Source organism: Enterocloster alcoholdehydrogenati (genome assembly GCF_013282095.1).
Taxonomy (GTDB): domain Bacteria; phylum Bacillota; class Clostridia; order Lachnospirales; family Lachnospiraceae; genus Enterocloster; species Enterocloster alcoholdehydrogenati.
This window is the reverse complement of sequence record NZ_BLTJ01000016.1, coordinates 13,060-39,324: the sequence shown is the minus strand read 5'-3', so window position 1 is coordinate 39,324 and position 26,265 is coordinate 13,060. Positions and strand designations below refer to the sequence as shown.

Sequence of the window (26,265 nt, the reverse complement as noted above, 5' to 3'; positions counted from 1 at the left end):
TTTAATTCGTGGTAAAATGATAAAAGACTGCCCGGAGGCGCAAGCCGGTCCGGGGATAGAGACAGGCTTGAAAACAGGGCGCTGATGCCTGTGAAATGAGAGGAAGAACGAGGAATGAAGTATCAGATTACAGACGGTACCGTTACCCTGGGCGGTGATACAGTCTTATCCCATATTGATTTTGAGATACAGGGAGCACAGAAGGTGGCTGTAGTAGGACGAAACGGGGCCGGAAAGACCACACTTTTGCGGCTGATCGCCGGGGAGCTCGCGCTGGATCGGGACGATAAGCGTCAGTTTCCGGGAATTTGCTGCTCCCGGAAGCTGACAGTAGGGATGCTGGGGCAGCAGGCCCTGATCCATGAGGAACGGACCGTGGAAGAATATCTGATGAGCCGCTGTCCGGCTCTGGGGATGTTTGACAGAGAGCGGTTTGAGTATGAGCGGGAGTATGACAGACTTTTTACAGCTCTTGGATTTCACAAGGAGGATAAAATGCGTCCGGTCAACACGTTTTCAGGCGGCGAGCGGACGAAAGCGGCTCTGGCCGGCTTATTGCTTGAAAAGCCGGATATTCTTCTGCTGGACGAGCCTACCAATCATCTGGATATGGAGACGGTGCAGTGGCTGGAGCAGTATTTAAGGAATTATGACCGGGGGGTGGTGATGGTGAGCCATGACCGGTTTTTTCTGGATCGGACGGCGGAGGTTGTTTACGAGCTGGAGGATGGGTGTCTTACAAAATATGTGGGAAATTATACGGCTTACCGCCAGCAGAAACAGAAAAACTACGAGATTCAGTTAAAGGCCTATAACCGCCAGCAGGAAAAGATTTCCCATGAGGAAGAACTGATCCGCCGATTTAAGAACAAGCCCTCCAAGGCGTCCTTTGCAAGATCACGGAAAAAGCTGCTGGAGCGGATGGAACGGGTGGAGGCGCCGAGGGAGGATCTTGCCCATATATTTACCGGGGAGATCCTTCCTGCTGTGCCCGGCGGCAAGTGGGTGCTGGAGGCGGAGCATTTAAAGATCGGGCATGGAGGCCGCAGTCTGCTGGAGGTAAGCCTGCGGATGAGAAAGGGGCAGAAGATCGGGCTTTTAGGGGAGAATGCGGCCGGAAAGACCACGTTTTTAAAGACATCCGCCGGATTTCTGCCCCCGGTGGATGGTGTATGCTCCATTGGAAATCATATTACTATTGGGTATTTTGACCAAAACTCCGCAGCCATTGAATCGGATAAGACCGTCGCGGAGCATTTTAAAGCCCTGTTTCCGGCTCTGACGGAAAAGGAAGTGAGAACCATTCTGGGAAATTACCTGTTCAGAGGGCGGGAAGCGTCCAGAAGGGTAAGCTCTCTTTCAGGAGGGGAGAAGGCCAGGCTGGTGCTGGCGGAGCTTTTGCAGAGCCGCCCCAATTTCCTGATTCTGGATGAGCCAACCAACCATATGGATATTCAGGCAAAGGAGACGCTGGAATCTGCCTTCCGGGCCTACCAGGGAACTATTCTTTTCGTAAGCCATGACCGGTATTTTATTAGCCGTGTGGCGAAATCCATCCTGATCTTTGAGAATCATTCCGCCATGTATTATCCCTTTGGGTATGAACATTTTCTGGAACGGAGAGAGAAGGAGAAAGAGGGGCTGCCGGCTGCTCTTCGGATGAAGGCGGAAGAGCAGGCGCTGATTGAGGGGCTTAAGGCGGTGCCAAAGGCAGAACGCCACCGGCTGCGGGAAATCCCCACAGAAGAAGCCTATGACCAGTGGCGGCTGCGGCTGGCGGCAGAGGCACTGGAAGAAGCGGGAGAGCGGGCGCAGCTGGCTGCAGAAAAGGAATGGGCGAAAGACTGGCTGCGTGAGGAAGAGACAGAGGAAGAAGAGGCACGCACAGCCTGGGAGAGCTGGCACAAGGCCTGTATGGAGTGGTATGAAATCTGGCTGGAAATTCACCCTGAAAGGGATGAGAACAAACAGGAGGAAGAGATTCACAATGATATTATTTAAAAATGCGGATGTATATGCCCCAAAACATCTGGGACGGCGGGACGTTTTAGTATGCGGCGGCCGCATCGAGGCTGTAGGAGAGACGCTGGAGGGAGGCACAGGCTGCCGGATCATTGACGCCTCCGGTAAAAAGCTGGCGCCTGGTCTGATCGATCGCCATGTTCATGTAACAGGAGGGGGAGGAGAAGGCAGCTTTCACACACGGACGCCCCAGATCCAGCTTTCATCCATTATAAAAGCCGGTATTACTGCCGTGGTAGGGCTTTTGGGGACAGACGACATGAGCCGTACCATTGAGGACCTGATCGCAAAGATCAAGGGACTGAAGGAGGAAGGCATCTCCGCCTATGCCTTCTGCGGCGCCTACGGCGTCCCTTCCCCCACGATCACTGGAAGCATTAAGAAGGATATTGCCTTTATTGACGAAATTCTGGGCCTGAAGCTGGCTCTTTCTGACCACCGCGCTCCCAATATTTCAACAGACGAGCTGATCCGTCTTGCAAGTGATGTGCGCACGGCGGGGATGATCAGCGGAAAATGCGGCTGCCTTGTCCTTCATATGGGAGACGGAAAGAAGAAACTTACTCCGGTGTTTGAGGCATTGGAGGAAACGGATCTGCCTGTAAAAATCTTCCAGCCCACCCATATCAACCGCAATTACGATTTGTTCTTAGACGGTATCCGTCTGGTGAAAATGGGAGGAACCATTGACCTGACCTGCGAGGAATTTCCACAGGGGCAGATTGAAGGCATCCAGGATCCGATGATCGGTCTGTTAGAGGAAGCGCGTCGGGCAGGAGCGGATATGGAGCGTATTACCTTAAGTTCAGATGGCCAGGGAAGCTGGTCTGATTACGACGAATATGGAAATCTGGTGAAAATGGGAGTGACCGATGTGGGGAATATGTACGCCCAGCTGCGCTCCCTGGTAATAAATGGCGGAATGGAGCTTGAAAAGGCTCTGCCCTTTTTCACCTCGAACCCGGCAAAGGTGCTGGAACTGGCTCCGAAGAAAGGCTGTATCTGTGCCGGAAGCGACGCGGATCTGCTTCTGGTGGAGGAGGACCTGACTCTGGACACTGTCATGGCAGGCGGCCGGATGATGATGGAAGGCAAAAAGCTGCTGGTAAAAGGAACGTACGAGTCATAAGGCTTAATAAACCTAGGGAGGATGTATTGATGAAAACATGGACAGAAAACTTGCCGCTGCCCCAGGACTGCGGCAGTGAGTTTACACAGAAGGGATCTGCAAATTACACAGCCTGGCTTTTAGGAACACAGGAGGAGAGAGAAAAAAAGAAACGTAAGGCAGTCATCATCTGCCCCGGCGGCGGCTATGGGCATCTGTCCGCCAGAGAGGACGAGCCCATAGCCAGACAGTATCTGGCAATGGGCTGCCATGTCTTTGTCCTCCACTACAGCCTTGCGCCCGCCCGTTTCCCAACAGCGCTGCTGGAACTGGCCCTTCTTGTGTCCACTGTACGGGAGCACGCGCAGGAGTGGGGGATTGATCCGGCCGGCATCGTTGTATCCGGTTTTTCTGCCGGAGGCCATCTGGCCTGCAGTCTGGGCGTACACTGGAATAAGTCCTGGCTGTCTGAACCGTTGGGGCTGAAGGCAGAGCAGATCCGCCCGGACGGCATGATTCTCTGTTATCCGGTAGTGACTGCCGGGGAATGGGGGCACAAAGGATCCACAGAGCGCCTTTTATGGGGACATATGCTGGAAGAGACGGAAAAAAATCCGCTGGAAGGCAGTGAGGAGGAATATGAGAAGCGCAGAAGAGAGATTTCGCTGGAGCTGCAGGTCGGGCCACATACTCCGCCGGTTTTTTTGTGGCATACGGTCACAGATCAGACAGTTCCGGTTCAGAACTCACTGCTGTTAGCTGACGCGCTGGTGAAAAATGGCGTCAGCCTGGAATTCCATCTCTATCCCGTGGGCTGTCATGGCCTGGCGCTGGCCACAGAGGAGACGGCTGACGGACAGGAGCGCTATATAGAGCCGCAATGCCAGAGCTGGATTACGCTGGCGGGAAAATGGCTGGCAGGATAGGCGCCCAGCCCGGAACCGGCCGTGAATTATGCCTGTATACATTTCACAAAAATTGTACATAAATATTGTGAAAATATCTGAAATGCACGGAAAAACCGGTAGATTGATTGACAACAGGGGGAAGAAATCGTATAATGCACCCTATAATTGTAAGCGTTTACAATGGAAAATGCATTATTGAGCCCACATGGCCCTCCCGTCCCGGCCAGACGGTACAGCCATGGAATTTGTATGAAAGAGGGAGAACAAGACATGAAGAAACGAGACATCGGAGCGATCCTGCTCATAGGCCTTGCATTTGCGGGCCTTCAGGGCTGCAGCAAGAGCGCCGGGAAAGCAGATGCCACTGCAGAAGAGACAGCGGTTCAGACAGAGGCAGAATCAGCAAAGGCTTCCGGAACAAAATCAGCAGAGGATCATACCTGGCAGTTTACCTATTTCGGTACATCTACCGATGAGAAAACAAATACCATGGCAGCGGGAGGCAGCCTGGAAAACGGGATTTCTCTTACTTCCTGCACGGTAAAAGAGGATGGAAGCATCGACAAAAAGGGCGGTAAGTTTGCTGCGGGAGAGGGATATGACGGCATTTCATTTTACTATACAACCATCGACCCAAAGGCAGAGAACTTCCGTTTAAAGGCAGATGTAACCATTGACTACATCAATCCAAAGCCGGACGGCCAGGAAGGCGTGGCGATTCTTGCCAGAGACAGTATTGGGGAAAACGGCGTGTCAGACTGCGCGTTTTTTACCAATTCCGCCGCTGTGATTGGCAGCAGCCTGAACTATTATGATGAGGATGGAACCAAGACCTCCATGAAGGACGGCATCGGCTACCGTATGATTACAGGTGTGGAGTCAGATACTACGCCGCCGGACGCAGGAAAGCTGACCCTGGATTCAGAGGCGTTTGACAAGGAGACCCTGCTGACAGCAGGCGAGACCTATACCATGGAGCTGAGAAAGAACAATACAGGCTATCAGGCAGTTTACTATGACAAAGATGGGAATGAAATGTCCCATACCCTGTATGGTTCTGAGAACCTTAACGTGATCGATGACCAGGTGTATGCAGGATTTGCCGTTGCAAGAGGCTGCAACGCAACCTTTAGTAATATTGAGTTTGAGGTGACAGATCCCGCCAAGGACGAACCGGCGCAGGAGCGCCCCATGGAGAAGGAAAAGGTAAGCTTTAACTTCCTTTCTTCCAATACCACTGGCTTAAAGGAGTATCCTCTTTCCTTTAAGACAAATGCCGATGGTTCTGCCGTGATCTCTGACAGCACAGGCAATAAGCTGGATACCCTGGAGGTAAAGGCCGGTGTTCCTGTAAAGGGAACATACCCGGTGACAGAAGGGGAGAATCATTTTGTCATTGCCTTCACCCCAAAAGAGGGATATAAGATCAACGAATATACAGAGCTTGCAGACTATGGAACCGTTTCCTTTGACGAGACGGTAAACTGCCGCATCCTGTCCGGTGATACGGTTTACATTTCAAAGGATGGAACAGCGGATGGAACCGGAACGAAAGAAGCGCCGGTGGATCTGGCTACGGCTTTCTGCTATGCGGCTCCCGGCCAGACCTTTATCATGGAAGGCGGTACGTATACCTTTAAGGAAGGTCTTACTGTTTTACGGGGCGTAAACGGAACCGAGGAAGCGCCTGTTACCCTGCAGCCCGCAGAGGGAGAAACGGTGATCTTAGACTTTGCAAAGGAGGGATCCGGCCTTCAGATCTGGGGCGATTACTGGCATATCAAAAATATCCAGGTATGCAATGCTTCCGACGGAAACTGCGGAATCCGCCTTTCAGGCCACCACAATATTTTAGAGGGGATTCAGACTTACAACAATGGAAATACCGGCCTTCAGATCAGCGGCACCTCGGAGGAGACCATTGACTTGTGGCCCTCGGACAACCTGGTATTAAACTGTACTTCTTATAATAACTGCGATGAGGCCATGGAGGATGCAGATGGATTTGCCGCCAAGCTGACCTGCGGGGAGGGAAATGTATTCAGGGGCTGTATCGCGGCTTATAATGCTGATGACGGCTGGGATCTCTTTGCCAAGATTGCTACGGGAAAGATCGGGGCAGTGACCATCGAGGACTGCGTAGCATTTAAAAACGGCTATGTATATGACGCTTCCGGAAATGTGGTCAACGCAGGAAACGGAAACGGCTTTAAGATGGGAGGCAGCGGCATCAGCGGCCACCATGTATTAAGGAACAGCATTTCTTACGAAAATAAGGCAAAGGGCATCGACTCTAACAGCTGCCCGGACATCGAGATCTATAACAATGTTTCCTTCAATAATGAAGGCCCCAATATTGCCATTTATACATCCAACCGGGCGGATACCGCTTATGTGGCAGAGGGAAATATCTCCTACGGTACAGGGGAAGGCCACAGCGAGGATATTCGGCTGAAGGGTCAGGAGGAAAGCGGTATTTACAACGAAACCAATTACTTCTACAATGAGGCGGACAAGGCATACGAAAACAGCAAAGGCGAGAAGGTAGCCGACGACTGGTTCGTATCACTGGATACCAGCGTAATGCCGGAACGGGCAGAAGATGGATCGATTCAGATGCATGGATTGTTGGAAAGAAAATAAGAGATAAAAAGGACAGAGGACGCCTCTATGGGCTGCCTCTGTTTTTTTAACGGTATGTCTGACATTCGTGCCCTTAGCCTGCCGCAGCCCTCTGGTTTGGCCTTGCAGCCGGTCTTTTAAAATGCTACAATCATTCTTTAGAAAGTCTTTTAAATTTTATGCACCCTATCTTTGATTTTGTATTCTATCATATGAGTGTAAGGAGGAAATGTATATGAGCGGGGATCGTATCCTGTTAGTGGAGGATGATAAGGAAATAAGAGAAGGAGTAGAGATCTTTTTAAAGAGCCAGGGATACCAGGTTTATCAGGCCGCCGATGGTTTGGAAGGGCTGGAGATCCTCAAAAATCATGAGATCGACCTTGCCATCGTAGATGTGATGATGCCGCGGATGGACGGGATCACCATGACGGCCAGACTGCGGGAGACCTATGACTTTCCGGTGCTCTTTCTCTCAGCGAAATCCGAAGAGGTGGATAAGATCCTGGGGCTGAATATGGGAGCAGACGACTACATTACAAAACCGTTTACGCCCATGGAGCTTTTAGCCAGGGTCAACTCTCATCTGCGGCGGTATCACCGTTTCATGGACCGTATCCACTCTAAGGCAGAGGAAAGCTCCAGGATCTACCAGGCAGGTGGACTGGAGGTAAATGAGGATACGGTAAGCGTTACCATTGATGACCGGCCGGTAAAGGTGACTCCCATAGAATTTAAGATCCTGCTGCTTTTAATCCGCAATCCAGGCCGTGTTTTTCCAGCTGAGGAAATCTATGAGCGTGTGTGGAATGAGCGGGCCATCAACACGGATACGGTTATGGTCCATATACGGAACCTCCGGGAAAAGATAGAAGTCAATCCGAAAGAACCAAAACATATAAAGGTGGTGTGGGGGGTTGGATACAAAATTGAAAAACAGCCGTGACAGGCATTGGCTGGGGATTCTTCTGCTCATCCTTTTGACAGCCGTTATGGCGGCGGCAACGGTGAGCTCGTACCCCTATATGCGTCAGAAGGCCATAGAACAAAAGAGCGCAGATCAGACACAGCGGGAAAACGAAAACAGCGAGTTTGAACGACTGGCTACCCAGATCATGAATTTCAGCTATGTGATCTGGCATCAGCAGAAGCAGGAAGAAAACGGGAGAATCCTTTCATTTTCCCAGACTTTCTATCCGGGGCTGGATGAGAAGCTAAGGCTGGCCCAGGAGAATGAGGGGGCGGACACGGCAGAATGGTCTGACTCCGAGGAGGAAACAGAAACCTTGCGGCAGATACAGGGGCAGATTACGGATCTTGGCCGCCGGTGGCAGGAGATGTATGAGAAGTATAACGGCACTCTGATCCGTTATGCGGTAATGGGAGAAAATGGAGAATACCTCCGAAGCAATGTAACCGATCCTCAGAGCGTATTTGCAGGTGAACCTTCCGGGGATCAAATCAGATTTACAGCAGAATTTTCCACAGGAGGACGCCTGGCAGTAACCGGCCTTGCAGGAGCCGAGGATGCCTGCAGCCGCCTGTATCAGGCGATGAACTCTTATGAGTTTTATGATCCGGTGGCATCCCGGCTGGGAAGCCAGTATCGCACCAGCGGAGCGGAATTTAAGGGCCCGGAAAACATAAAGATACAGTTTCTGTGTGAGCTGTCTGTACTTGGAAGAGGAACGTCAGGCGCCGCGGGCATGGCAGAGGATTCCGTTATGCTTAATAGCTGGGATTATCAGGGCGGCGGATATTTTATGGTGCTGTGGAGCATCACAGCGATTGTGACAGTGATCGCCCTGGTTCTTCCTGGGATCCGCTCCCTTCAGATCGGGCGCAGCGCCCTGTGCCGTCTTTCCTTCGAGCCTTTGAGTATGCTGGGGTGTCTGTGGTTTGCAACGGTGATCAGCAGTATTCCGGCAGACCTGATCCGGGCTACCATGGACGGACGTATTACGGATGAGTGGATGAAGGCTGGCTTTGCGAAAGGCGCGGCAGATATGCTGACGCTCCTTCTTAACCTTCTGTTCTGGATGGTGATCTATGGGGTTCTCTGCTGGGGAATTACCTGTATCCGCGCGGTCTTTACCCTGGGGCTTTGGCGTTATTTTAAGGAGAGAACCTGGCTTGGACGGTTTTTGCGCTGGTGCAAGCGGTGGGTCTGCAAAGGGCTGGATCTTTTTTCCAATACAGACTGGGAAAGCCGTTCTACCAGAATTATAGGAAAGGCGGTCATTGCCAACTTTATCATTTTGGCCCTGATCTCCTGCCTGTGGTTCTGGGGGATTGGCGCTCTTGTTATCTATTCACTGGTGCTGTTTATCCTTTTAAAGAAATACTGGGGACAGATGCAGGAGAGGTATCAGCTCCTTCTAAAGGGAATCCATGATATGGCCGAGGGCGATCTGGATGTGGAGTTCGCTGAGGATCTGGGAGTTTTTGAGCCATTCAAGGAGCAGATATCCCATATCAGAGACGGTTTTAAAAAGGCTGTGGCACAGGAGGTAAAAAGCGAGAAAACCAAGTCAGAGCTGATTACAAATGTGTCCCACGACCTTAAGACCCCCTTAACAGCGATTATCACCTATATCAATCTGCTTAAGCAGGAAAATATTACAAAGGAGGAGCGGGATTCTTATATTGAAGTTTTAGACCGTAAATCTATGCGCTTAAAAGAACTGATTGAGGATCTCTTTGAGATCAGCAAGGCAAACAGCGGTACAGTGACGCTCCATCTGGACTCAGTGGATATCGTAAGCCTCATCAAGCAGGTGCGCTATGAGCTGGCGGATAAGATTGAGGCCAGCGGCGTGGACTTCCGTTTTACACTGCCGGATGAAAAGCTGACTTTGCGGCTGGACGGCCAGAAAACCTGCCGTATCTTTGAAAACCTGATGGTGAACATTACAAAGTATGCCATGCGGGGAACGAGGGCTTATATACAGGCCAGACGGGAGGAAGGCGGTTATGTGGCTGTCACCATGCGGAACATCTCGGAAAATGAACTGAAGGTGTCGCCGCAGGAGCTTACCGACCGTTTTGTCCGGGGGGATCAGTCCCGCAACACAGAAGGCTCCGGCCTGGGTCTGGCCATCGCCAGAAGCTTCACTGAGGCCCAGGGCGGAACCATGGAGCTGGAGCTGGAAGAGGATATCTTTAAGGTGACGGTGCGGTGGAGGGAGGAAACACAGGAATCTCCACTGGTATCGGAGGCAGCGGCGCCTCTCTCGGAAACCTCCCATCCCCCTGTCCCGGAGAAATTTGCCTGGTGGGATCCGGAAGAAAATGAAATTCTGGAAGAAAATGCAGAAAATGAAACTGCCCGGCCGGAGGATGAAACCAAGGACTCTTAAGATAAGTTCTAAGGGTAAAACAGAAAATAAAAGGAGTATTTTCAAAAAGGGTAAGGAACGTTAAGGAAAGATATTGATAACTATTTGGACAGATGTCCGGGAATCCCCTGTTATTCAGGGGTCCCGGACTTTTTTGATGAAAAAAACGGCTATAAAATGAGACTTTACAAATCAAAAAGACTTTTTGTATGCTCAAACCAGCAAAAAGACCATCCGGCGGCAGATATTGGAACCATATGCAGGGGAAACGGGGCAGCTGGATAGTAAGAGGAGAGGAGAAGGAAGATGAGAGGAAAATGGAGAAGAAGACCTGCCGTATTTTTTGGCGCAGCCCTTACAGCGTCAGCAGTGATCGCAGCGGGTTTTCCGGGAACAGCTGCCGGACAGAGCGCAGTTTCGGCAGAACGCGCGCAGGAGGCGGAGGAAATACAGGGGGAGGAAAAATTACAGTCCCCTACGTCACTGAAGGTTCGCCGTCTGACAAAGGACAGCACAACTCTCCAGTGGGAAGCCTCAGATGGCGCTTTAGAATACTGGATATACTGGTCAGACCGGAACCGGACAGATCTTGAGGGAACCGAGGGGTATGCACTGGCCGGAAAAACAAAGGCAACTACTTTCGTCTACGAAAAGCCCACTCATATGGAACGTTATTTTAAAGTAGTGGCCGTAGATGAAAATGGAAAATCGGCGCCCTCTGAGGCAGTTTTGGCAGGCATTCAAAAAAACTTTAAGCCTCAGGCGGAATATCTGGACCGCGGGCTGACAGCCGTCCTTACGGAACAGGGAGTATTTGCCAGCTGGAGGATCACAGCCGACGAATATGCCGCAGGCGCGGCGTATGAGCTGTACCGTGACGGCTGCCTGATTGCACAGGTTTCGGCCGGTGAAAATTCCAATTATCTGGATAAGGAGGGCACGGCTGATGCCTCCTATACTGTACGGGCAGTGATCGGGGAGATAGAGCAGCCCCCATGCAGGCCTGTAAAGGTATGGTCAGATCAGTATCTGGAGGTAAAGCTTCAGAAACCGGAGCCATACCACGATGAAAAGGTAACACAGGAATATGAATATACCCCCAATGATACCCTTACAGCGGATGCAGACGGAGACGGACAGTATGAGCTGTTTGTCATGTGGGACGGCCTTTCTCAGGATAATTCCAAAGACGGCTGCACCGCGCCGGTTTATATCGACTGTTATAAGCTGGACGGTACTCTGCTGTGGAGGGTGGATCTGGGGATCAATATTCGTGCAGGCGCCCATTACACCCAGTTTCAGGTATACGATTTTGACGGAGATGGGAAAGCGGAGATGATCTGTAAAACAGCTGATGGAACCAGGGATGGGGCGGGAAAACCCATTGACGGGACAGAGCAGGTAACAGACTACAGGAATGAAACGGGCCGTATCCTGTCAGGGCCGGAGTATCTGACTTTATTTGACGGAGAAACAGGAATCGCCCTGGATACAGTGGATTACGATCCCCAGAGAGGAGAGGTTGCTTCCTGGGGGGATTCCTATGGAAACCGGGTAGACCGTTTTCTGGGCTGCGTGGCCTATCTGGACGGAACCCATCCAAGCGCGGTTTTTTCCAGAGGCTACTACACACGGGCGGTGATCTGCGCCTATGATGTGTCAGAGGATAAACTGGTGCAAAGATGGAAGATTGATTCCGATGACGGCGGGGAAAACCGTTTCCTGTATAATCAGGGTGCTCATACCATGACAGCGGCTGATGTGGATAATGACGGCTGTCAGGAGGTGATCTTTGGCTCTGCTACGGTTGATCACGACGGCACACTCCTGTATTCATTGAGCCAGCATGGGGAAAAGCACGGAGGCCACGGAGATGCCGAGCGGGTGGGAGATTTTAACTTAAGACACCCGGGGCTGGAAATTTTCATGGTGCATGAAAATAAGCCTCTGGATGCAGGAATCGAGATGCACGACGGAGACGACGGAAACTATGTATTTTCTTTCCCTACCACGGCAGATATCGGCCGCGGAGCCGCGGCGGACATCGATCCGCGGTATGAAGGGGCAGAATCCTGGGCTAATAACAAGTGCGGCAGTCAGGCGGCCCCCATGGTAGTTTCCCAGGATGGAACCGTCATTTCCCACGCAATGCCAGTGGCAAACCATACCATCTGGTGGGATGGAGATCTGGGAAGGGAAATTCTGGATCATACCTTTACCAATGACAATGGCTTTGAGCCGCGTTCTGTCTACATTTCAAAATGGGATTGGGAAAAGGAGGAGGAGGTTCGTCTGCTGGAAAAAACAGACGTATATTCGATCAATGGAACCAAGGGAAATCCCTGTTTTCAGGCTGATATCTTCGGGGACTGGAGAGAAGAGGCGGCCTGGAGGACACCAGAGGGAAATATAAGGATTTATACCACCACAGATCTGTCATCCTGCCGTCTGTATACGTTAATGCACGACATTCAGTACCGCACGCAGGCTGCCAGTGAAGCCACTGGCTACAATCAGTCGCCCACCCCCAGCTTTTATATTGGCTTTGACCAGGAACTGATGAAGATTCCGGTGCCAACCCTCAGTATCCCGTCCGCAGATAAGGGAGAATGAGCCTGCAGGGCCGGCTGGAGCATCCCCTGGACTGCCCCGTCTGATTTTAAAAGAAGTGTTTTCCAGCGGCCTTGGCCAATGGAAAACACTTCTTTGTTTAATCTGGCGTATCTGCGGACACGTCCTCTCCTAGCCTTGAAGCTTCACAGCCTGCAGGATTTTGTCCAAGGATAATATCAGGCGCTCCGGTCAGGTTCACATTGCGGGTTACCTTGGCATCGTATGAATCAGCCTTCATGATTTCTGCCAGGTCAACGCCGGTAGCCTCTTTCATGGATTCAAACAGCTTTGCCATCACCACTGGTACATTTCCGGCTACGTCTCCCACGCCGTGATCGCCGTTTCCGCCTCCAATAATAGTGATCTTTTCGATCTGGGACAGGGGTTCAGCGATCTTTCCTGCGATTTCCGGCAGCACCTTGATCATCATTTCTGCCATAGCGGCCTTGTTGTACTTCTGGTACGCCTCGGCCTTCTTTTCCATGCCTTCCGCTTCTGCCAGTGCTTTTGCCTGGATAGCAGCAGCCTCCGCCTCGCCCCTGGCCCGAATACCCTCGGCTTCCTGCAGCATGGCGTATTTCTGGGCCTCTGCCTGAGCCTTTTTTGCTTCCGCCTCTTTCTCCTGCTCATATTTTTTCGCCTCCGCATCCCGCTGGCGTCTGGTCAGCTCTGCGGCTGCGGCCTGTTCAATGGCGTATCGGTCGGCGTCGGCTTTTTTGTTGATTTCAGCCTCCAAAGCCTGCTGCTGAACGGCAACTTCCTGTTTGCGCAGCTCAGTTTCCCGCTCCGTCTTTGCAATCTGAGCATTTACGGTAGCAGTCTGAATGGTCTTTTCCTGCTCCTGCTTCTGAATTTCATAGGCGGCGTCTGCCTCCGCCTTTTTCGTATCAGAGGCCTTCTGCAGCTCTGCCTTCTTGATGGCAAGTTCATTATTTTTCTGGGCAATCTCCGTTTCCGCCAGTACGCGGGCGTCATTGGAGGCTTTGTCTGCAGCAGCTTTTGCGATGGCGATATCCCGCTCCGCTTCCGCCTTTGCGATGGAAGCGTCCTTGCGGATCTTGGCGGTATTGTCCATACCCAGATCCTGGATCAGGCCGTGTTCGTCGGTGACGTTCTGGATATTGCAGGAAAGGATTTCGATTCCCAGCTTTTCCATATCTCTGGAGGCTTTTGTCATCACCTGGTCAGAGAAGGAGTCACGGTCCGTGTTGATAGCGCGCAGCGTCAGGGTTCCAATGATCTCGCGCATATTTCCCTGAAGGGAATCCTGCAGATCCATGGCGATCTTGGCAGGTTCCTTGTTCAGGAAGTTCTTCATCGCCAGCTTCATCCGTTCCGGCTCATCCGCTACCCGGATTTTGGCCACCGCATCCACGGTCACGTTGATGAAATCGTTGGTGGGAATAAATTCATCCGTTTTAATATCCACGGTAATCTGCCCCAGATACAGCTTATCCAGCTGCTCAAAAAAGGGAATCTTAAGCCCGGCCCGGCCTACCAGTACCCGCGGCTCCTTCCTGAGGCCGGAGATGATATAGGCGTGATCCGGCGGAGCTTTTACATAGCCCTGGGTGACAATGATAACGAGGATCAGAATAATGAGGATTGCCGGCAGGAAACCGAATAGAAGGTCGATCATAGAATTCTCCTTTCCAGTGAAAAGACAGCCATCCCCGGCCCGGAACGCAGGGCAGTTCCACTGGCCGTCGGATGAAGCATCAGGTTGTATGGAACCATTCTATCATATGACCCGTTTCAGACATAGATGATTCATGAAAATGTCAGAAAAAGAAAGAAAAAAGTTATAAATCGTCCGGCTTATTTGCCGGGAGATTGCATCGGCTTTCCTCTACATCCAGGGCAAAGGATTCATTCAGGCACTTTTGTATCGCAATATATGTCTTAAAGTCCTCTTCAGAGAATCCGTCCAGACGATGAAAGCTTCTCTGATAGCAGCGCTGTTCAAAGGCATCGTGATCTCTGAAAATCTTTTTCCCTGAATCTGTCAGGAAAAGCCTGTATTCCCGATGGTTTTCCGTATTGAGAATCTGGGAAATCCAGCCCTTTTCCCGCAGCTTGCGGATCAGCTGGGAGCAGGCGCTGGGCGTTTTTTTGAAGACCTCTGCGATTTCGCGGGCAGTAATTCCAGGGATCCGTCCCACTAAATGGATGATCTGGGACTCTGCCTGGTAGAGGACGGCAGCGCCGTAATCGTGGGGGATAGAGTCATATTCCTGGATGAAACGGCTTCCCTCATCCAGCTCGTTGATCATTTGACAGTATAAATCATATCGTTTATCCATAAGACTAAAACCTTTCGCTCTAAAATGATTATCAAAACCTATGAATATTATAGCTTTGTAAAATTTTCGTGTCAATGGAAGATCAAAAGATCATACACATTCAGTGAAGTATTTAAAATGCACAAAAAATATAAAAATACTATTGACATATAGTGCAAAATTCTATATAGTATAAATGTGCTTAATAGTTTAGCGGCTTGACTTAGTGCGGACTCCATATTTTGAAAATGACAGACGTGTTATAATAAATATGGAAAACGGATCATTTAGGCGCTGTTAGGAGTTTCTTATCATTCAGAAACAGCAGCAGGGGTATAAGTGTTCCGGTGACAGGTATCCTCCTCTCTCCCTCCTGATAATTATTATATATATGGGGGGGGGGGGTAAACGGCAGCAAATATTGCTGGGCCGGGTATAGTGTGAAAGCACAAAACAGGGGTTGAAATATATACCCGGCTTGTGGCTATACACAGGAGGAATTATATGGAGAAGATAAGTTCTACAAAACAGCTGAAGCAGTGTCTTGGTTTTTGGGATCTGATGGGGGCTTCCGTTGGCCAGATTATTGGCGCGGGCATTATGACTCTGCTGGGATCAGCAATCGCCATGACGGGACGTTCTGTTCCTCTGGCACTTTTTATTGCTTTTGTTATTACCGTATGTCAGTACATTCCTATGATATTTATCAGCGGCACCGTGCGCTGCCGCGGAGGCCGTTATTCTATGGTTGCCATGCTGGCAGGAAAGAGGATTGCGGGAGCATACAGCATTATCTATATTTTCAGTAATTTAAGCCTTTCCATGTATGCCCTTTCCTTTGCCAGCTACTTTGTATCGCTGCTGGGAATAGGAAGTGAGCAGACGGTTGCCCTTGTGATCATTACTCTTTTCTTTGTATTAAACATCATGGGAATTGATAAATTTGCACAGGTGCAGAAGATTATTGTTGCCTGTCTGATCCTCGCTCTGGGGGTATTCGCGGCATTTGGCGTCGGGCATATTAAACCGGGGTATATGGATCCGCAGCAGTGGATGCCGGGAGGGATGCTGGGGCTTCTTCAGGCAGGCGGTCTGCTGACCTTTGCAACTGGAGGCGCAACCTGCATTATTGACCTTTCGGCGGAGGCCAAAAATCCTACCAGGGATATACCAAGTGTTATCGTGATATCTACACTGGGGGTAGCGGCCCTGTATGCTCTGATTGCCTTTGTGGCGGCAGGTGTGTTTCCGGTTGAACAGGTCGCAGGACAGAATCTTTCTCTTGTGGCGCAGGAAATATTATCAAAGCCGTTATATGTGTTCTTCATGGTGTGCGGAGCGGGCTTTGCCCTGATCTCAACGCTCAACTCACAGTTTGCCTGGGCACCTAAGCCTACGATGCAGGCGTGTGACGATGGATGGCTGCCCTGCGGTCTGGCTAAATTGTCCAAATGGAATACGCCGTATATTATTCTGGGTATTTTGTATGTCATTGCGGTTGTATGTATTATTACAGGCTTAAGCGTATCTATTTTGAGCAATATGTGTGTAGTGGCAAACAGCATTACTACCATGATGATCAACGCCAGTGCAGTTAAAATGCCCATGGTTGCCTCGGAGGAATGGGAGCACTCTAAGTTTAAAGTCAGCAAGGGCGTTTTGATTCTGGCTTCCGCAGTAGGTACGGTGTCTGCTGGTTTTAACTGCTATCTGAATGCATCCCGCCTGTCAGCAGGTCTGCTTATTATAAATATCGTTGTTATCATCGGTTCATTTATTTTTGGAGCAGTGCGCAGCAAATATGCCCATGTTGAGGTCAGCTTTGAAAAAGCATAGAGGAAGTATATGGGAAGTGACTGCGTAACAAAATCAAATGGAAGGGCGATGACACAAAATGGATATACTGAAACTGATCGTTGTATTTGCCGTAATCATTGGGGTTTTGTGGAAAAAAAAGCCGATGTGGATGGCTGTTACAGCAGCCTCTCTTGCTGCGATTGTTCTTTATCGGCTTCCAATTTCAAAAACGGCGCAGGCATTTTGGAGGGGAGGGACAGCTTGGACTACATTAGAGAGTCTTTTGGTGTTTTATTCTATCACATTTCTGCAAAGAATGATGGAGAAACGCAGGAATTTGAGCAATGCGCAGGTGGCATTAAACGGCCTGTTTAATAACAACCGTGTCAATGCCTCAATCGTGCCTTTTATGCTGGGAATGCTTCCGGCTGCAAGTACCGTGCTGATCTGCGGGCCAATTGTCCGCGGGGCAGTAAAGAACTCAGATCTGACAGTACCGGAACAGGCTAGTATTACCTCGTACTATCGGCATATTTCAGAGAGCTTTCTCCCGACATATACAAGTATTTTTATCGCTATCGGGATCACACAGGGAAGAGTCAGTGCCGGAGCCTTTATTCTGGCAATGCTTCCCATGGTGTTGGCGCTGATGGCAGTTGGGTGGATTTTTTATTTGCGCCGCGTTCCAAAAGACACAGGGATGATCCCGGATCAGCCAAGGATATATTACTGGAAACTGCTTGGACAGAGTATATGGGCGATTGCCCTGACTATTATTCTGATCTTGGTTTTGGGGCTTCCGGTCTGGGGCGCGGTGTGGATTTGTATTATATTAAATGTATTTGTAAACCATTTTGAAATAAAAGAACTGGTGCCGTTTTTTCGTTCCGCGTTTGAACCAAGATTGCTTGTAAGTACATGGCTTTTGATGATTTTTAAGGAGCTTCTCACGGAAACAGGGGTGATTATGAAGCTGCCGGAGTTTTTTTCTACGCTTCCGATACCGGTATTTATGGTATTTGTACTGATTTTTTTGTTTGGAACCGTAGTGGCCGGAACGCAGGCAATGATTGTACTGTGTATGCCAATGGCAATGGAGGCTGTGTCTGCGGGGCATACGGGGCTTGCGCTTTTTACACTTCTTATGTGTATCAGTTATGTGGCTATGCAGATATCTCCTACGCACATATGTCTTGTAATGTGCGCAGAGGATTATAAAGTGCCGTTGGGAACAATGGTAAGCAAAACCATACCGATGGTTTTGCTGTTTACGGGTATTGCAGTCGCTTACTATGGAGTGCTTAGCCTGTTTGGATTTTAAACAGTAAAGCAAATATTTTTCAACAGGAGGATTTAAAATATGAAGTACGATTTTACATCTATTATGGACAGACGTGGAATGGACGCGATAGCGGTAGACGGTCTGGGAACAAGAGGCATGGCTCCAGCAAAACCCCAGGAAGGCTTTGACGTGATTCCTATGTGGGTTGCGGATATGAATTTTCCAACGGTTCCAACGATTCCGGCTGCGATTCATGAAAGAGCCAGCCATCCGGCTTATGGTTACTTCTCGCCCCGCCAGGAGTATTTTGACGCAATTATCAAATGGCATGAGATAAGAAATGGGGTAACAGGACTGACGCCCGAATGTATTGGCTATGAAAATGGCGTATTAGGAGGAGTAATCAGCGCTCTGAATGTATTTTGTTCCAGGGGAGACAATGTCCTGATCCATAAGCCGACCTATATTGGGTTCACAAACAGTCTGACCAATAATGGATATCATATTGTACATACTGATCTGGTTCTGGATGATGAGAATGTATGGAGAATGGATTTTGAGGATATGGAGAAAAAGATTGTGGAGAATAATATTCATGCCGCTGTATTCTGTTCTCCTCACAATCCCTGTGGACGTGTCTGGGAGCGCTGGGAGATTGAGAAAGCTATGGAGATCTATAAGAAATATGATGTGATGGTTGTTTCAGATGAGATATGGTCTGATTTGCTGACTGTGGGCTATACCCATATTCCTACACAGAGCGTTTCTGAGGACGCAAAAATGCGGACTGTCGCCCTGTATGCACCGTCTAAGACCTTTAATCTGGCAGGACTTGTAGGAAGCTACCACATCATTTACAATAAGCACATCCGTGACCGTATTCTTAAAGAGTCCTCTCTTTCTCACTATAATGCCATGAATGTGCTGTCTATGCACGCGCTGATTGGAGCCTATAAGCCGGAAGGCTATGAGTGGGTGGATGAACTCAGGGAGGTGATCACGGGTAATATCGATTATGCCTGCAATTATATCCGCGAACATTTTGAGGGAGTGGAAGTATCCAGGCCTCAGGGAACGTATATGCTGTTTTTAGACTGTACGAAATGGTGCAGGGATCACGGAAAAACCATAGACGATGTGGAAAAAGCGGCATGGTCCGTAGGCGTTGCATGGCAGGATGGAAGAATGTTCCACGGCCCGTGTCACGTAAGAATGAATTTGGCTCTGCCTTTATCGAGAGTAAAGGAAGCCTTTGAACGTTTGGACAGGTATGTATTTAATGCGTAAGACATATTACAGAAAAAGAGGATACAGGGATGGAAAAATTGACAGCAGGCAGTCAGATGCCGGATTTTACATATGAGACACCCTTTAAAAAGGGAAAGACACTGTCAGAAGCGGTGTCCCGTGGCCTGGGAAACACGGCAGTTATATTTTTAAGATACTATGGCTGTACATTATGCCAGTATGATATTCACCAGTATCTTGTCAAATATGAGGAGATCAGGAAGGTAAAGGGACAAATTATGGTTGTTTTACAATCTGATGCCCATTTACTGGAAGAACAGTTGAAATCAGAGGAGCTTCCCTTTGAAATTATCTGTGATCCAGCTCAGAAACTTTACAGGCAGTTTGGGATCAAGCCGGCCGCGTCAAAAGAGGATATGCTTGGCCCGAATACAATGAAAAAGATTGAAAGCGCGCGGGAGGAAGGATTTTCCCATGGGGAATATGAAGGAGAGGAGCTTCAGCTTCCGGCTGTATTTGTGATTGACAGAGACAGAAGGGTTATCCGTGCTCATTATGGAAGAAGCGTAGATGACGTTCCATCGCCGGAGACCTTGTCAGACTGGCTGAAGGAACAAGGAGACTTCTGATCAGGAGGCTGATAAATAAGCTGTGACAAAGGGAAATTCCCGCTTAAATCCCTTTTCTTATTTCAAATTGTTTATATTTTATATAATCGCCCATAACTCCCAAGTTATGCATCATTGTCTGAAAAATCGTGTTCATAAACATACAGCACCTTTCCGTTTGATTATCTCTTCATACGCGTATGATACCAGTTTCGTAGATCTGCCATAATGGTGCTGAAAAAGCGGGCTGCCACTGAACATATGTCTTCTGACATATTCATTCAGGACAGCCCTGTTTCATTTTAACTATAATATGTGGCCAGGCGGTATATGCAGCTGTTGCATATGCTGCCTCATGGTCAATGCCGGTTCACGCTTCTCTTTACATAGCTGGTGTGGAGCAGATGGTGCGCCCGTTCGCTTCCTGGCTCGCCCAGAAAGGTTTCATATAACTCCCTGATGGCCGGATTCTCATGGGATTTGCGGATGGTGTTTGATTTGTCGCTGTCATAGAGAACCCTGGCTCTTAAGCTGCGGATATCCACGGTATTGCGGATATAGCCAGGCTGCTGAGGCTGGCCGCCTCCGTTGACGCAGCCGCCGGGACAGCCCATGATTTCGATCAAATGATAGTCAGCCTCGCCGGATTTTACCCTCTCAAGCAGCTCTCTGGCATTTCCCAGGCCGGAGGCTACGGCTACTTTTATATCCATACCCGCCGCATGATAGACGGCTTCCTTGATGCCGGCAGTGCCCCGGACTTCTGTAAAGTCAAGCTTTGGAAGCTCTTCGCCGGTCAGCGTTTCAACCGCAGTGCGCAGAGCCGCTTCCATCACACCGCCGGTAGCGCCGAAGATTACGCCTGCGCCGGAGCCAAGGCCCAAAGGTTCATCAAAGCCCTCATCAGGCAGATCCAGAAAACGGATGCGTGCTTTCTTAATCATCCGCGCCAGCTCTCTGGTAGTGATGGATATATCCACATCCGGAACGCCGGCGGCGTCCTCGTCATCTCTTCCGATTTCAAATTTTTTCGCCGTACACGGCATAACGCTTACACTTACAATTTCTCTGGGATCAATTCCCATCTTTTCGGCATAGTAGGATTTGGCGATTGCTCCAAACATCTGCTGAGGAGACTTGCAGGTGGAGAGATGCTCTGTCATATCCGGGAAATAGTGCTCGCAGTATTTGACCCAGCCGGGAGAGCAGGAGGTGATCATGGGCAGAACGCCGCCGTTTTTTACACGCTGTAAAAATTCGTGCGCTTCCTCCATAATGGTCAGGTCTGCAGAAAAATCGGTGTCAAATACACGGTCAAAGCCCAGACGCCGAAGGGCTGCCGCCATTTTTCCCTCTACATTGGTGCCGATGGGAAGACCGAATTCCTCCCCCAGTCCCGCGCGGACGGCGGGAGCCGTCTGTACGATGACGTGTTTTTTAGGATCTGCAATGGCTTCAAATACCTGATCCGTATTGTCCTTTTCCTGCAGAGCGCCGGTGGGACATACGGCGATACACTGGCCGCAGGAGACACAGGAGGTCTCTCCAAGTCCCATTCCAAAGGCAGAGCCGATCTCCGTTGCAAAGCCGCGGTTATTGGCTCCTATGACGCCGATGCCCTGTACCTCACCGCAGACTGCCACGCAGCGGCGGCAGAGGATACATTTGCTGTTGTCTCGGATCATATGGGTGGCAGAGGTGTCGATCTCGGAAGAAGTCTTTTCGCCGTCATAATAGGCTTCATCCTCCACTCCCAGCTCATGGGCCAGCTCCTGAAGCTCACAGTGGCCGCTGCGCACGCAGGATAGGCAGGAACGGTTGTGGTTGGATAACAAAAGCTGGATGGTCTTTTTCCTGGAATCCATGACCTTTGGAGTGTTGGTAAATACTTCCATTCCCTCCTCTGCCGGATATACGCAGGAGGTAACCAGTTTTCCGTTCTTTAATTCTGCAATACAGACACGGCAGGCGCCGATTTCGTTGATCTCCTTTAGGAAACATAAGGTAGGAATTTCCATATGCGCCAGTCTGGCTGCCTCCAGGATCGTAGAGCCCTTGGGAGCAGTGACTTCTATGCCGTTGATTTTCAGTTTGATCGTTTCCATCGTCTATTCCCTCCCTTTTACTTCTTAAAGATTGCGCCGAACCTGCATTTTTCCATACAGGCGCCGCACTTGAGACACTTGTTCTGATCGATGACGTGCGGATTCTTTATGGAGCCGATAATAGCGCTGGCCGGACAGCTGCGGGCGCACAGAGTACAGCCGCGGCACTTGTCACGGTCGATGTTGTAGGATAAAAGCGCCTTACAGACGCCGGCTGGACAGCGTTTTTCCTTGATATGTGCCTCATATTCGTCGCGGAAGTACCGGAGAGTGGAGAGCACCGGATTGGGAGCCGTCTGTCCCAGACCGCAGAGAGAATTGTTCTTTACATAGTAGCAGAGCTCTTCCAGCTTATCCAGATCCGCCATGTCGGCCTGCCCCTTGGTGATCTTTGTAAGGATCTCCAGCATACGCTTGGTGCCGATCCGGCAGGCGGTACATTTGCCGCAGGATTCCTCTACCGTAAATTCAAGAAAAAATTTGGCAATATCCACCATACAGTCGTCTTCATCCATAACGATCAGGCCGCCGGAGCCCATCATGGAGCCGATGGCAATCAGATTGTCATAGTCAATGGGAATATCAAAATGTTCGGCTGGGATACAGCCGCCGGAGGGGCCGCCGGTCTGGGCCGCTTTGAATTTCTTTCCGTTTGGAATACCGCCTCCGATCTCATCAATAACCGTCCGCAGCGTAGTTCCCATGGGAACTTCTACCAGCCCCGTGTTGTTGATCTTGCCGCCCAGGGCAAATACCTTGGTTCCCTTGGATTTTTCCGTACCCATGGAAGCAAACCATTCGGGGCCGTTTAAGATAATCTGGGGAATGTTTGCATAGGTTTCCACGTTGTTTAGAATACTGGGCTTTCCGAACAGTCCCTTTTGGGCCGGGAAGGGAGGGCGGGGTCTCGGCTCGCCGCGTTTTCCCTCGATGGAGGTCATAAGAGCGGTTTCCTCGCCGCATACAAACGCGCCTGCACCCAGACGGAGGTCGATATCAAAGTCAAAGCCTGTTCCGAAAATATTTTTTCCAAGAAGCTCCATCTCTCTGGCCTGCTGGATGGCAATGTGCAGACGGTCTACGGCGATGGGGTATTCAGCCCGGACGTAGATATAGCCCTGATTGGCTCCGATGGCGTAGCCGGCAATGGCCATGGCCTCCAGTACGGCGTGGGGATCGCCCTCCAGTACGGAGCGGTCCATAAATGCGCCGGGATCGCCCTCATCGGCATTGCAGCAGACGTATTTCTGATCTGCATCGTTCTGGCGGCAGAGCTTCCATTTTAAGCCGGTGGGGAAACCGGCGCCGCCGCGGCCTCTTAAGCCTGCGTCAAGAAGGGTCTGGATGACCTGATCGGGCGTCATTTCCGTTAATGCCTTTCCAAGGGCCTGATAGCCGCCGGTTCCAATGTACTCTTCAATATTTTCCGGGTCGATAACGCCGCAGTTGCGCAGGGCGATCCGGTGCTGTTTTTTATAAAAATCCGTATCGCTTAAGGCTTTGATGCCTCCCATCGGGCTTACTGTTTCCTGATACAGAAGGCGTGTTACCACGCGGCCCTTTAACAGATGCTCGGAGACGATTTCCGCTACATCTTCCGGCTGCACCATGGAGTAGAAGGCAGCATCGGGATAAACGATCATAATGGGGCCAAGGGCGCAGAGTCCATGGCAGCCGGTTTCAACTACGGCCACCTCATCCTCTAATCCCTGGCGTTTTAATTCATGCTTTAAGGAATCCATGATCTGGGGGCTTCCGGAAGAGGTACATCCGGTACCGCCGCAGACAAGTATATGTGAACGATACATAGGTAGTCCCTCCTTTTATTTTAATCCTGAAGCGCCCATGGTATATTTTTCAACCGGGTGTCCCCCTGCCAGGTGGCGTTCAATCACCTCCAGGGCTTTGTCAGGAGTCATTTTTACATAGGTAATTTTGTCCTTGCCGGGCTCCATTATCTCCACGATGGGTTCGTACTGACACAGGCCGATACAGCCGGTCTGTGTAACGCTGATGCGGTCGGTCAGGCCTCTGGACTGGATCTCCCGGGCAAAGGTGTTAAGGACAGGTCTTGCGCCTGCCGCGATTCCGCAGGTAGCCATACCGACTACCACACGGGTATGGTTATGGTCCTCCGCACGCAGGTTTACCTGGTTCTGCATCCGTTCGCGGATGGCCTGTAATTCAGCAAGAGTTTTCATGGGCTATAAACCTCCTTCTGTCATGGCGGCTGCTACAAAGCGGCGCCGCCGTCGGTTTCCATTTGATTTTCCTTCAGAAATTCCAGAATGTAGGCAGATACCTCTGGCGTATCAAGAGGGATACCGCCAAGGATTTCCTTTATCTGTCTGGTATCCAGGGTAAAGGAAACTCCATTGTATGTATATGTGTAGCAGAAATCTGTATCAGGGTGGTATACAATCAGGTTGTGGATGGTGGCGTTCATATCCCCAAGAGGCATCCGATCGATGTGGGACAGGCCGAATTCAGCGGTGATTTTAGTTCCCTTTCCCTCCCTGGAGGAGATGGAAAAGCTCCCATCGGTACTTTCAGCTGCCATTTTAAAAAAGGGTACGCCCAATCCTACCTTCCGGGTAGTGCGGGTAGTAAAAAAGGGATCTGTCACATGGGAGAGCTGTTCTTTGCTCATACCGCAGCCGTTGTCCGTGATCCGGATGGTCAGCCGGTCGGCAGCCGTGTCCGCTGTGACACAGATGGTTACAAGGGTGGCTCCGGCGCGGGTAGAATTTTCTGCTACATCCAGCACATTTAAGGAAATTTCCGGCATCATAGGCTAATTATATTTGGCTAAAATGCCTGGAATGTCATCAGGTGTGAGACGTCCGTACACTTCCCCGTTAATCATCATAACAGGAGCCAGGCCGCAGGCGCCTACACAGCGGCAGGAATCCAGAGAAAACTTTCCGTCTGGTGTACATTCACCGTTTGTAATTCCCAAGAGCTCTTCCAGCCTGTGAAAGATTTCCCCTGAACCCTTTACATAGCAGGCCGTTCCAAGACAGACAGAGATTTTGTACTGTCCCTTTGGCTGCAGGGCGAACTGCGCGTAGAAAGTAGCTACGCCGTAGACCTTTTCCAGAGGAACTTCCATCTCGTCTGAGATCATGGTCTGCACTTCAATCGGAAGATATCCGTAAATATCCTGAGCCTTCTGCATCACCGGCATCAGTGCGCCCGGCTCATCCTTAAGCTCTGCGATTACCGCTTTCAGCTGGGCTTCCTGCTCAGGTGTTCCCCGAAAGGGAACCGTCTGTTTTTTGCACGCCATCTTTATTACCTCCTCGGTTGCTGCGGCCGGGAATATCCTGCCGCGCGTTATGCAATATGTTAATATTCTAACATGAAAAAAAGAAAAAATCTACATATTAAGTAAAAAACAGTAAAAAGTTCGCAAGGGAATATGTGTAAAATATTTAAAACAACTGCGGACGCGCTTGAAAGAATTGGGGATAAATGATATGCTGACATTAACCGGTGAACGATAATGACGGCAGTGAGGAGAGGACGCATATGACTGTGAGAGATGTAAGGGAGGTACTTGGCGCAAGAGTGCTGGCCGGAGAAGAATATATGGACCGGGAGGTCCGATCTGCCTGCGGCTCTGATATGATGAGCGACGTGCTGGCATTTTCAAAGGATCATTCTGTGCTGCTGACGGGACTGTGCAATCCCCAGGTGATCCGCACGGCGGAGATGCTGGATATTGTCTGCATTGTCTTTGTAAGAGGGAAAAAGCCGGATGAAAGTATGCTTGAGATGGCAAGAGAGCGGGGGCTGGTGGTGCTGGCCACCGGCCATAGGATGTTTTCTTCCTGCGGAATACTCTATCAGGCCGGGCTTAACAGCGGCGCCATATAAATGTAAGATCGGGAAGGGAACGTTTGTTATGGAGGAAGCGATTATTTTAAAGTATCCGATTTCGGGAGATGATTTTACCCGGGCGGGAGAAGCCAGCAGCGATGTTAAGAGAAAGCTTAAGCAGATGGGGGTAAGCCCGGAAGCTATTCGTAAGGCTGCCATCGCCATGTATGAGGGGGAAATCAATATGGTGATCCATGCAGATGGGGGAGAGATTACGGTGGAGATTACGCCGGAAAAGATAAAGATGGTTCTGGATGACAGGGGGCCTGGGATTGAAAATGTGGAGTTGGCCATGCAGGCCGGCTATTCTACTGCTCCGGATGAAATCCGCTCTCTTGGCTTCGGAGCAGGAATGGGACTTCCAAATATGAAAAAGTATTCAGATGGAATGGATATCGATACACGGCTGGGTGAGGGAACAAAAATCACTATGGTCGTAAACCTGTAGGA

Annotated in this window: 20 protein-coding genes; 13 read left to right on the top strand and 7 right to left on the bottom strand. The window is 50.2% G+C overall.

Features of this window, described 5'->3' with window-relative positions:
* The first annotated feature begins 114 nt into the window (after nt 1–114).
* The 7 genes from HW447_RS15670 (at nt 115) to HW447_RS15640 (ending at nt 12,611) form a co-directional block, all read left to right on the top strand.
* The gene (locus HW447_RS15670) at nt 115–2,001 is read left to right on the top strand and encodes an ABC-F family ATP-binding cassette domain-containing protein (protein ID WP_176256057.1); all 1,887 of its coding nucleotides are present in this window, start codon (nt 115–117) and stop codon (nt 1,999–2,001) included.
* Nucleotides 1,988–3,151, top strand: coding sequence for a beta-aspartyl-peptidase (gene iadA, locus HW447_RS15665; RefSeq protein WP_176256056.1), 1,164 nt, complete (start codon nt 1,988–1,990; stop codon nt 3,149–3,151). Before HW447_RS15670 ends, iadA begins: the two co-directional genes overlap by 14 nt.
* 29 nt (nt 3,152–3,180) lie before the next feature.
* The gene (locus HW447_RS15660) at nt 3,181–4,056 is read left to right on the top strand and encodes an alpha/beta hydrolase (protein ID WP_176256055.1); all 876 of its coding nucleotides are present in this window, start codon (nt 3,181–3,183) and stop codon (nt 4,054–4,056) included.
* A 252-nt stretch (nt 4,057–4,308) separates the two neighbouring features.
* Complete coding sequence (locus HW447_RS15655) at nt 4,309–6,681, top strand: right-handed parallel beta-helix repeat-containing protein (protein ID WP_176256054.1); 2,373 nt, start codon at nt 4,309–4,311, stop codon at nt 6,679–6,681.
* Between the two features lie 214 nt (nt 6,682–6,895).
* On the top strand, nt 6,896–7,606 hold the full coding sequence (locus HW447_RS15650; protein WP_176256053.1) for a response regulator transcription factor: 711 nt from the start codon (nt 6,896–6,898) through the stop codon (nt 7,604–7,606).
* Nucleotides 7,578–10,019 carry a sensor histidine kinase gene (locus tag HW447_RS15645; protein WP_243176320.1) on the top strand — a complete coding sequence of 814 codons (2,442 nt, stop codon included), beginning with the start codon at nt 7,578–7,580 and terminating at the stop codon, nt 10,017–10,019. The genes HW447_RS15650 and HW447_RS15645 overlap by 29 nt, the downstream gene beginning before the upstream one ends.
* 285 nt (nt 10,020–10,304) lie before the next feature.
* On the top strand, nt 10,305–12,611 hold the full coding sequence (locus HW447_RS15640; RefSeq protein WP_207714818.1) for a rhamnogalacturonan lyase family protein: 2,307 nt from the start codon (nt 10,305–10,307) through the stop codon (nt 12,609–12,611).
* Nucleotides 12,612–12,708: 97 nt separating this feature from the next.
* Here the strand turns inward: HW447_RS15640 and HW447_RS15635 are convergent, their stop codons facing one another.
* Complete coding sequence (locus tag HW447_RS15635; RefSeq protein ID WP_176256052.1) at nt 12,709–14,250, bottom strand: flotillin family protein; 1,542 nt, start codon at nt 14,248–14,250, stop codon at nt 12,709–12,711.
* Between the two features lie 163 nt (nt 14,251–14,413).
* Nucleotides 14,414–14,914, bottom strand: a complete 501-nt coding sequence (locus HW447_RS15630) for a MarR family winged helix-turn-helix transcriptional regulator (protein ID WP_176256051.1) — start codon at nt 14,912–14,914, stop codon at nt 14,414–14,416.
* Nucleotides 14,915–15,397: 483 nt separating this feature from the next.
* Here HW447_RS15630 and HW447_RS15625 point away from each other — a divergent pair, with 483 nt between their 5' ends.
* From HW447_RS15625 to HW447_RS15610, 4 genes are read left to right on the top strand one after another with little or no spacing between them, the layout of a single operon-like run.
* Nucleotides 15,398–16,729, top strand: coding sequence for an APC family permease (locus tag HW447_RS15625; protein WP_176256050.1), 1,332 nt, complete (start codon nt 15,398–15,400; stop codon nt 16,727–16,729).
* Between the two features lie 58 nt (nt 16,730–16,787).
* Nucleotides 16,788–18,011 (top strand): DUF401 family protein, encoded by a 1,224-nt coding sequence (locus HW447_RS15620; protein ID WP_176256049.1) that lies wholly within the window; start codon nt 16,788–16,790, stop codon nt 18,009–18,011.
* 39 nt (nt 18,012–18,050) lie between these two features.
* Complete coding sequence (locus HW447_RS15615; protein WP_176256048.1) at nt 18,051–19,259, top strand: MalY/PatB family protein; 1,209 nt, start codon at nt 18,051–18,053, stop codon at nt 19,257–19,259.
* A gap of 29 nt (nt 19,260–19,288) precedes the next feature.
* Nucleotides 19,289–19,849, top strand: a complete 561-nt coding sequence (locus HW447_RS15610) for a redoxin domain-containing protein (RefSeq protein ID WP_176256047.1) — start codon at nt 19,289–19,291, stop codon at nt 19,847–19,849.
* Between the two features lie 338 nt (nt 19,850–20,187).
* Here HW447_RS15610 and HW447_RS15605 read toward each other — a convergent pair whose 3' ends face one another.
* The 5 genes from HW447_RS15605 to HW447_RS15585 are packed head-to-tail and all read right to left on the bottom strand — an operon-like array spanning nt 20,188 to nt 25,222.
* Nucleotides 20,188–21,933 carry an NADH-dependent [FeFe] hydrogenase, group A6 gene (locus HW447_RS15605; RefSeq protein ID WP_176256046.1) on the bottom strand — a complete coding sequence of 582 codons (1,746 nt, stop codon included), beginning with the start codon at nt 21,931–21,933 and terminating at the stop codon, nt 20,188–20,190.
* Nucleotides 21,934–21,950: 17 nt separating this feature from the next.
* A complete protein-coding gene (gene nuoF, locus HW447_RS15600) occupies nt 21,951–23,741 on the bottom strand; it encodes an NADH-quinone oxidoreductase subunit NuoF (RefSeq protein ID WP_176256045.1) in 1,791 nt (596 codons plus the stop codon).
* Nucleotides 23,742–23,756: 15 nt separating this feature from the next.
* Nucleotides 23,757–24,134, bottom strand: coding sequence for a (2Fe-2S) ferredoxin domain-containing protein (locus tag HW447_RS15595; protein WP_176256044.1), 378 nt, complete (start codon nt 24,132–24,134; stop codon nt 23,757–23,759).
* Between the two features lie 32 nt (nt 24,135–24,166).
* The gene (locus HW447_RS15590; protein ID WP_176256043.1) at nt 24,167–24,724 is read right to left on the bottom strand and encodes an ATP-binding protein; all 558 of its coding nucleotides are present in this window, start codon (nt 24,722–24,724) and stop codon (nt 24,167–24,169) included.
* 3 nt (nt 24,725–24,727) lie between these two features.
* On the bottom strand, nt 24,728–25,222 hold the full coding sequence (locus tag HW447_RS15585) for an NADH-quinone oxidoreductase subunit NuoE family protein (RefSeq protein WP_176256042.1): 495 nt from the start codon (nt 25,220–25,222) through the stop codon (nt 24,728–24,730).
* Between the two features lie 242 nt (nt 25,223–25,464).
* On the opposite strand from HW447_RS15585, the gene HW447_RS15580 reads away from it, so the two are divergent.
* Together HW447_RS15580 and HW447_RS15575 are read left to right on the top strand one after the other, a co-directional pair.
* A complete protein-coding gene (locus tag HW447_RS15580; RefSeq protein WP_176256041.1) occupies nt 25,465–25,812 on the top strand; it encodes a DRTGG domain-containing protein in 348 nt (115 codons plus the stop codon).
* Nucleotides 25,813–25,840: 28 nt separating this feature from the next.
* Nucleotides 25,841–26,263, top strand: a complete 423-nt coding sequence (locus HW447_RS15575) for an ATP-binding protein (protein WP_176256040.1) — start codon at nt 25,841–25,843, stop codon at nt 26,261–26,263.
* The last annotated feature ends 2 nt before the right edge of the window (nt 26,264–26,265 follow it).